At 40.8% G+C, this 8399-nt stretch carries 5 protein-coding genes; 1 reads left to right on the top strand and 4 read right to left on the bottom strand.

The genetic code is table 11. The annotated features are described in order from the left end of the window. A partial coding sequence (locus tag H5072_RS06410) for a S8 family peptidase (protein ID WP_182693041.1) occupies nt 1–2120 on the bottom strand: 2120 nt, incomplete at its 3' end. A 328-nt stretch (nt 2121–2448) separates the two neighbouring features. Here H5072_RS06410 and H5072_RS06415 point away from each other — a divergent pair. Then, on the top strand, nt 2449–3633 hold the full coding sequence (locus H5072_RS06415; RefSeq protein WP_024595536.1) for an NAD(P)/FAD-dependent oxidoreductase: 1185 nt from the start codon (nt 2449–2451) through the stop codon (nt 3631–3633). Between the two features lie 2 nt (nt 3634–3635). On the opposite strand, the gene H5072_RS06420 is transcribed toward H5072_RS06415, so the two are convergent. From H5072_RS06420 to H5072_RS06430, 3 genes are all read right to left on the bottom strand, one after another. After that, nucleotides 3636–4739, bottom strand: coding sequence for a GGDEF domain-containing protein (locus H5072_RS06420; RefSeq protein WP_182693042.1), 1104 nt, complete (start codon nt 4737–4739; stop codon nt 3636–3638). Between the two features lie 180 nt (nt 4740–4919). Next, nucleotides 4920–6026: a DUF917 domain-containing protein gene (locus H5072_RS06425; protein ID WP_182693043.1), complete on the bottom strand. Its 1107-nt coding sequence runs from the start codon at nt 6024–6026 to the stop codon at nt 4920–4922. 75 nt (nt 6027–6101) lie between these two features. Continuing rightward, nucleotides 6102–8243 carry a TonB-dependent receptor gene (locus tag H5072_RS06430; protein WP_182693044.1) on the bottom strand — a complete coding sequence of 714 codons (2142 nt, stop codon included), beginning with the start codon at nt 8241–8243 and terminating at the stop codon, nt 6102–6104. Nucleotides 8244–8399 lie beyond the last annotated feature (156 nt).

Genomic DNA, 8399 nt, shown 5'->3' on the forward strand with positions numbered 1-8399 from the left:
TGGTATTGCCCGCTAAGCGTTAAACCAGAGAAAGTGCTATAAGCGTTAACGCTTAAGTGCCAAGTACCTGCTTGTGGATTAGTAAATGTACATGTTTCTGCATTGCCATTTTTATAAGGGCGGCAATCGTATGAGCTTGCTGTTGGTTGGCTACCGTATTTTACAAATAAATCAGCATCGCCACTGCCACCCGATGTTGTTACTGTAAACGTACTCATTCCAGCTGGTACATCTAACGTGTAATGTTTCCACTGCCCAGTATTGGCTGACACATCGCTTATAGTGCCGCCGCCTGCTTGTGGAGTACCTGAACCGCCACCCGATGATGAACCACCAGTAATATTACCTACCAAGCTAACAGCTGAATACGCAGAGTAGCCGTTAAGCATTACGTGGTAAGTTCCCGCAGTAGGGTTATCAATAGAACACTCTTCGCTATTACCGCCTTTATATGGACGACAATCATAGGTAGTAGCTGTAGGTTTACTGCCTGCACGTACGTATAAATCAGCATCGCCAGTACCACCACTCATAGTGAATGTTACGTTAGTTGCACCGCTTGGTACTGTCATCATGTAAAATGCTTGTGCATTTGCAGCCCCACTTAAACCTGTTTTAGCTTCACCATTAATAAGCTCGCTATCGCCACCTGTAGGTGGAGTAGTGCCGCCACTTGCTGCTGCAACAGCTGCGGCAGCATCAACAATACCCGTACCACAGCTAGTACATGTTGCAGGGAACGAACGGGTAGTTGATTTTAAAATACTTTCTATTTCGTCAGGCGTTGCATCTGGCTTTGCTTGCTTAATAAGTGCCGCAACACCTGCTACGTGGGGCGCAGCCATTGATGTACCTTGTGAAAAGCCATAGCTGTCGCTTGAAGGTGTAGACGAACCTGAATTGTAAGTTGATAGAACGCCTTCAGAGTCGTTTGCAAAGCTTTGTGCGCCACCTGGTGCTGCAACATCAATATTGCTACCGTAGTTTGAGTAATAAGCTCTGCCGCCATTACGGCCCACTGAGGCTACGTTTACTACACCGTTACAGTTACCTGGGTTGTAGTTTGCTGAGTTATCGTTATCGTTACCTGCAGCAATAACTACCACAGTGCCGTTACTACGTGCTGTGTTAATTGCATTTTGAGTTGTAGAGCTACATGAACCGCTCCCACCTAAACTCATATTAATTACATCAGCAGGGTTTGAGTTAGCAGGAATACCTGAAACACTTCCACCAGATGCCCAAATAATACCGTCTGCAATATCAGAGGTTAAACCACCACACTTACCTAGTACACGAACAGGCACTACTTTTGCGTTATAAGCTACGCCTGCAACACCTTCACCGTTATTGGTTACCGCAGCAACTGTGCCTGCTACGTGCGTGCCATGCCAGCTAGAGTTTTGTGCACCGTTAGTACCACATTCATTCGCAGCAACTGCATCACCAGGATCACGTGCATCGCTATCGCGACCACCACCGTCATTAGCTACCGAAAGGTTAGAGATCATATCGTAACCTGGTAAAATATTAGCGTTTAAATCAGCATGAGGGCGGTAGCCCGTATCTAGTACAGCTACAACGACACCGCTACCCGTTGCGGTATCCCATGCGGTCGGTAAGTTTAAACCACCGGCTTGCTCGTAGTAGTGCCATTGGTCATCAAAACGTGGATCGTTAGGAGTTGAAAACGGCTTTAGCATTTGATCCACTTCAATGTATTCAACATTGCCAGAATCAACCATTTCTTGCATAAACTCTTGGGCCTCAGCCGCACTTAATTTTTTATCAGCACGCATTACGTGATGATTATTAAGTGCCATTGCACGAACGTATTTTGCTTTTACTTTGCCTTTTTTAGAAGCGAAGTTTTTAACAAAGCTTTGTGCGCGCTTTTTCATGCTAGCTGGGCTTGCGTCTGCAGTTGAGAGGCTCGCCATTTCGTTATTATTTTTATATTTAATAATGAACTGAGTTTCGAAACCGCCTTGGCTTTGTAGTTTAGCCGATGTTTCAGCCATTGAACTTGAAACTGATTGAGCCATGCCAGATGTTGCAGCAAAAAGCGTACTAACTGTAATTGCAATTGCGCATCTTTTAAAAGTTTTACTTGTTGTCATAATTATCCCTAGATTTTTATTTATTATTTCGTGATGTAGGATCACGATGCGGGAACAAAAGTAAACCATCTGTTAACTAGGTTAAAATATCAATTTATTATGTACCTCTTTCATTTAGTTATAACTCAGGTTTTTAGCGGTTTACTCGTTGTTTAGTATTTGTCATATAAATTAAAAATAAGTATAAAGGGTTGGTTTATTGTGCGGGTAATTATTCCCGACTTATTACTGATGCGTTTTTGTTGTGTTATTGCTAATAATTTAAATGCTACGTTGTTAGCTATCAAACTTTGCTATAATCGGAAAAATTTTTTAGTAGGGTAAAATAATGAGTCAAGTAGATGTAATTGTAATAGGTGCGGGAGCTGCAGGATTAATGTGTGCAGCGCAAGCTGGATACCGTGGCCGAAGCGTTACAGTACTTGATATGGGGAAAAAACCAGGTCGTAAAATTTTAATAAGTGGTGGTGGGCGTTGTAATTTTACAAATGAAAACGCAACCCCTGATAACTACTTATGCGCAAATGCTCATTTTGTTAAATCATGTTTAAGTCGCTATACACAGCATGACTTTATTGAGCTGGTAGACAGACATGGCTTGGCGTATCACCATAAAACACTAGGTCAGCTTTTTTGCGATAACAATGCACAAGACATTGTTGATATTTTACTGACCGAATGTGAGTGGGCCGGGGTAAATATAAAACTACGCAGTGAAGTGATCAGCGTATCAAAAACCGAAACCGGCTATAGCGTTACCACAGAGCAAGAAACCTTAAGCTGTGAGTCGTTAGTTATAGCATCAGGTGGCTTAACTATGCCAAAACTAGGGGCTACACCAATAGGTTATAAAATTGCAGAGCAGTTTGGCTTAAGCGTGTTACCAACTATGGCTGCACTTGTGCCGTTTACTTTGCATCAGCATGATAAAGAGCGTTTTGAAGGGCTCTCGGGAATTAGTATCCCTTGTGAAGTTTCAAGCGAAGACGGCACCGTATTTAAAGAAAACATCCTCTTTACTCACCGAGGGTTATCGGGCCCAGCAATATTGCAAATAAGCTCATTTTGGCGAGCAGGGCAGGCTGTAACTATAAACTTATTACCTGAAATTGATTTAAGGCAGCAACTTGCTGATTGGCGAGAAACGCAAGCCCAAAAGTCCTTAAAAAATAGCCTTGCAACTATTTTACCTAAACGCTTTATAGAAATACTGCACGAAAGCAAAGCGATACCAGATTGTAATATTAATCAGCTTACCCATGCTCAAATAAATGAGTTAGTAAATTATATTCATGCGTGGCAAATTAAACCCAATGGCACAGAAGGTTATAGAACAGCAGAAGTAACATTGGGCGGTGTAGATACCGACGAGTTGAGCTCAAAAACCTTTGAAGCTAAAAAAGCTAAAGGCCTATACTTTATAGGCGAAGTAACTGACGTAACAGGGTGGCTTGGAGGCTACAACTTCCAATATGCGTGGAGCTGTGGATTTGCTTGTGGGCAGCACGCTTAAGTTTAGGCTATAAACCCATCTAAGTAAGTTGATTGAGCGATAACGGTTGAATCGTTATCGCTAACACATACTTTATTGCGTCCATTATTTTTAGCCTTATACAGCGCTGTATCAGCCCGCTCCAGTAGTTTTAGCACTGTATCGTCTTTTTGTATCGTTGCTAATCCAATACTTATAGTAAATGCTACATTTGTAACTGTGTTTTCGGCAATATACTTTCTCAGGTCATCGGCTTTTTTAGCGCTATCATTTAAAGAGGTGTTGGATAAAATAATAGTGAATTCTTCTCCACCCCATCGCGCAATAAGTGCGTCATTTCCCATACGGCTTTTTAATATTTTTGCAAATTCAGTTAGCACGTTATCACCAACCAAATGCCCGTAGGTATCGTTTATATTTTTGAAGTGATCTATATCGCAAATAAGTAAGCAATGTGGGGTTTTAAAAACGTCATTTTTAGCAATTAACTGTGATAATTCAAAATCAAATTTTTGCCTGTTATAAAGCCCCGTTAACTTATCGGTTTCTGCTAAGTGTTGAATTTCTAAGTTACGGATAGATAATCGAGTGTATGCCGAAAACCGTGTTTTTTCGTAAAACCTAAAAATTAAAATATGAGCAAGGCTTACCTCTATAAGATTAAATAAAGAGCCTAAGCCAATTGTTACAGTTTGCTGTTGTTGTAAATACACAAGATACGCACAAATAGCAAAAGCGACTGCACTAAATAGGCTTCCCCAGTTTCTTCCAACTAAAAAAAAACTAAAAGGCGGGATTAACGTTGCCCAAAATAAAGAATGCGCATGTCCGCCTACAGAAATCACAAACATCATTATTAAGCTAACAACCATAAGGGCAACGGCCCATGCTGCTGCATTTACGTTGGCTGTTTTATTAAACCAAGTATAGATACCTAGTGATATAGTCAGCCCTAAGGCATCAATTAAAGCAATGTTATAGCTTTCAAAGTAGAAAAGGTTGAGGAGTGTTAAAACTAAAAAATAACTCGTAGTTATTAGTAAAGAGTGGGCTATTAAACGAGTACGCCAAAAGTCTTTATGATCTTTAGGGTATTGCGGAAACTCCTTATACCAAAAACCTAGCATACCAAATAATCCTTGAGTCCATTAATTTAAAGATTATTACCTATATAAGATTTTTATTATAGCTTTTTAACTTTGATTAAAAGAGTATTACAGGTTGGAAGTGAGTTATTTATATAAAGCTTAACGGGTTAAACGCTAACCACGCTAAGCTTTATAATAATTCAGGTTAGAGCTGAATAGTTAACTATTTATAGCAGGGCGATAATCACTCTTAACGCCTGCGTAATTAGGGCCAAATATAGAAAGTCCTTTTGGTGTTGTAAACTCAACAGGTGCTGGCAAAATAATAACGGATACAGGCATACCTATTTCATAATTTGGGTTGGTGATTGGCGTACCCGCTTGTGTGTTTAGGCAACAAATTAAATCAGGGATGGTAACGTGTACTTCTTTATTTAAAAACGCAGCCATATTTTCGTTTTTAACCGTAATTTTATAACTGTTACCAGCAAACTCGCCAGTGCCAGCAAGCATAACTTCGCCTATGGTAAAGCCTTCAAGTGTTTTAAATTCAAACTCACTAACAATTCCTTCAAACGCGACAAATCCATTACCTTGCTCGGCAACTACATTAATAGTGTTTTCATTTGAGTTGTTGGCTTCACGCATGGCTCTTCCAAGCTTTAATGCTTTACTTATCGTGCCGTGAATAACCGCATCTTTCATCTGGTCAATAGGAAGAATATGATCAATGGCCGCGATGTCGTTACGGCTTATTTTGGCAAGGGCACGCACTACAGTTTCAGCGCGTAAGTCATCCATAACGTTTTCACAAATAAAGCATTCGCCAAATTCGTTCGCGGTAATAATTGGTGCTGCAGGTAAATTATTTAAATAATAGGTTGAGTGGGTAATTTCAGGAACTGCTCGTCCAGCAGGGTCGGCATCAATAATGTAGCCGTCAAACATAGCCGCTAAATAAAACGATACCGCAGTGTTAGCGCCACCTAGTTCGCAACAAATCGTTCCGTAAATAGATTCTTTATTCATGTACTCAAGGGCGCGATCGTAGGCCGCTAAAATAGAATGCTTACCTGTACGTGGGAGATTAGCGTAAGCGCGCTCTTCCGTATCTGTTAGTGGCGAGATTGCCCCTAAAATATAAGGTGTGCATACAAGCTCACCCGCGGGTACTTCATCTGCGCTAATAAGTTTAAACGTTTTACCTAGTGCAAGGGCTTCGTCAATGTAATTTATGCCTTCACTTAGCTCACCGCCACCACCGGTACCTAAAATGGCGCAGCCGTATAAAATATCAATTAGTTGTTCACGATTAAGAATTTGCATGTGTGTATCGCTATTGGTTATCTAAAAAAAGAGGCTGCCTTAAGATTGTTTAAAGCAGCTATTTGAGAGTTGAAATTAAAAGTCGTAGCTTAGCTCTACGCCGTAACTACGTGGTTTATTAGGTTGGCGCGCAAGTTCAGTAATCCCATCGCCATATAAAAATATATCTTCAATGGCACGCTCATCAGTGAGGTTGTCTACGTAAACTTGCACTGTCCATTGCTCAGATTTAACACCAACCCCCGCATTGAGGTAGGTGTAGCGTGATGACTCTACATCTGGAATATCAATGCTGAAGGTTTTAGGCCCTTCTATTAATACCTCCGCGCGGGAAAACAGTGACCACTGGCCGTTTAATTGCGTATTATGATTGGCCGATATGCTGTAGTTGTATTCAGGGACCCAAAACTGTGGTCTGCCAGTAAGCTCAGGGCGCAGTGCAAAGCTTTTTATTTCTGAATCAATAATACCGGCGCTTAGGTTTATGCTTAAATTGCTGGTGGCTGCATAGGCCGCTTCTAGCTCTAAGCCTTTGGTTCGCACTTCATCAATTGATAGATTTTCGAGGGTGTATGTATCTACATTAAATTGCGTAAATTGAGCATCGTCTTGGTCAATAATAAACGCAGCTCCATTAAGGGTTAATTTGCTATCAAACAAAGACGTTTTAAAACCCATTTCGTAGCTATCAGACACTTCTTGATCAAAGGTACGGCTAATTCCTTCTGCAGGCTCATTAAAGCCGCCACTTCTAAATCCGTGCGAATAACCTGTATAAAGTAAAAAGTCATCCGTAACTTGGTATCCTAAAGTTACTTTTGGCTGTAGTTGGCTAAACGACTTTTTAGCGTAAGTATCTGTTTTATTAGTTGGGTCGAACGATTCACGTGTATCGTGATCGTAACGTAGTGCGCCGGTTAACTCTAACTGCGAGGTAATATCGTAGTTAAATTGCCCCGCAAGAGCCCACGCATCACTGCTGTTATTATCGATAATAGATAAGTAAGGTTCATCGTTTGCAAAGTCTTTACGGGTGAGTATTTGTGCATCGGTAAAGTCATCGTAAAAAAGTACCGCAGTGTCGCGGTCGCGCTGTTGATAAAATGCCGACACAGACCATCTAAACTCCTGATCTGACTGGGATATAAATCGAGACTCAACAGTTAACGATTCAACATCGTATAATCCTTCAGTACCAAACGGTGCTCTAAAAAAACCGTCTTCGTCAATAAAGGTTGCATCGGCAGAGTAGTCGCCATCGTAAAAGTGCTCGTTTTCTGAATTGCTGTAGGCAGTTACAAACTCAAACTTACCTAAATCGTAATGTTGGGTAAGTTTAGCGCTTAGCTCATACACATCACGCTCGTCTTCGTTAATAATATTTTGCGAGGTATTAATTGAGAAGTCTTCAATAGTGTCATCGTTTACGCCTTGATAGTAAGCAAAACCCGCTTCGCTCGACGTGTATTTACCTTTAAGGTTTATTGATGTGTCTTCAGTTAATTCAAATTCTAATTGAGAAAATACTGATTGCTCTTTTAATGGATCGGCTTTATCGCCTGTGTAGGTGTTTTTAATGAGGCCATCGGTATCTTTAATGTAACCACCGGCTCTAAAATAAGCCGTGTTTTCATCATTTAACGACCCTGACACAACTGCATTTAGGTTATAGGTATTGCCGTTGCCAATTGATCCTTTAACTTTACCTTCGAAGTCTTCAATTGGTTTTTTTGTGGTAACAATAACCGCACCACCAATGGCACCACGGCCGTACAGTGCGCCTTGCGCGCCACGCATAACTTCAATGCGTTCAATATCTACCAAGTCTTGGTTAATAAACTCTAAATCGGGGGCAGTTACACCATCAACAACAAATGCAAGCGGCGGATCGCCCACTTGCGGTGTAATTAACCCTCGAATAGTTATGCGCGCAAGGCCGGGTCTAAAGTTATCAAGTTGCGACAAATTAGGCGTTAAATTAGCAACATCGCGAAAGCTGGTAATACGAGATTTTTCAATCGTATCGGCGCTAAAGGCGGTAACAGAGTCTGGCACGTTTTGAATTGACTCAACACGTCCTCGAGAGATAACAGAAATTTTTTCGATAGTGTTGGCTGTATTATTTTGTTCTTGTGCATTAACGTGTGACAAGCACGATAAACTCACCGCCGATGCTAAAAGCGTTTTATGGAATTTTGTTCTATTGTATCTGCTCATGTTATATGTCCTAATGTCACGACTAAGGTAATGTTTTTAACGTACAAACATTGTCGCTTTTTCAGACAAAATAATATTTTGTAAAACCTCAAATGAGCACAAACATATTGTGAAAATATCTAGCAGGCGCTAAGTTTTATGTACATTTTGACAATA

The organism is Pseudoalteromonas sp. SR45-5 (assembly GCF_014163565.1).
In the GTDB taxonomy this organism is placed as follows: Bacteria; Pseudomonadota; Gammaproteobacteria; order Enterobacterales; family Alteromonadaceae; genus Pseudoalteromonas; species Pseudoalteromonas distincta.

What these genes read in the sequence shown, in the direction of transcription:
- H5072_RS06425 (WP_182693043.1), bottom strand. Translation starts at nt 6,026, where the DNA reads ATGCAAATTCTTAATCGTGAACAACTAATTGATATTTTATACGGCTGC.
- H5072_RS06415 (WP_024595536.1), top strand. Translation starts at nt 2,449, where the DNA reads ATGAGTCAAGTAGATGTAATTGTAATAGGTGCGGGAGCTGCAGGATTA.
- H5072_RS06430 (WP_182693044.1), bottom strand. Translation starts at nt 8,243, where the DNA reads ATGAGCAGATACAATAGAACAAAATTCCATAAAACGCTTTTAGCATCG.
- H5072_RS06420 (WP_182693042.1), bottom strand. Translation starts at nt 4,739, where the DNA reads ATGCTAGGTTTTTGGTATAAGGAGTTTCCGCAATACCCTAAAGATCAT.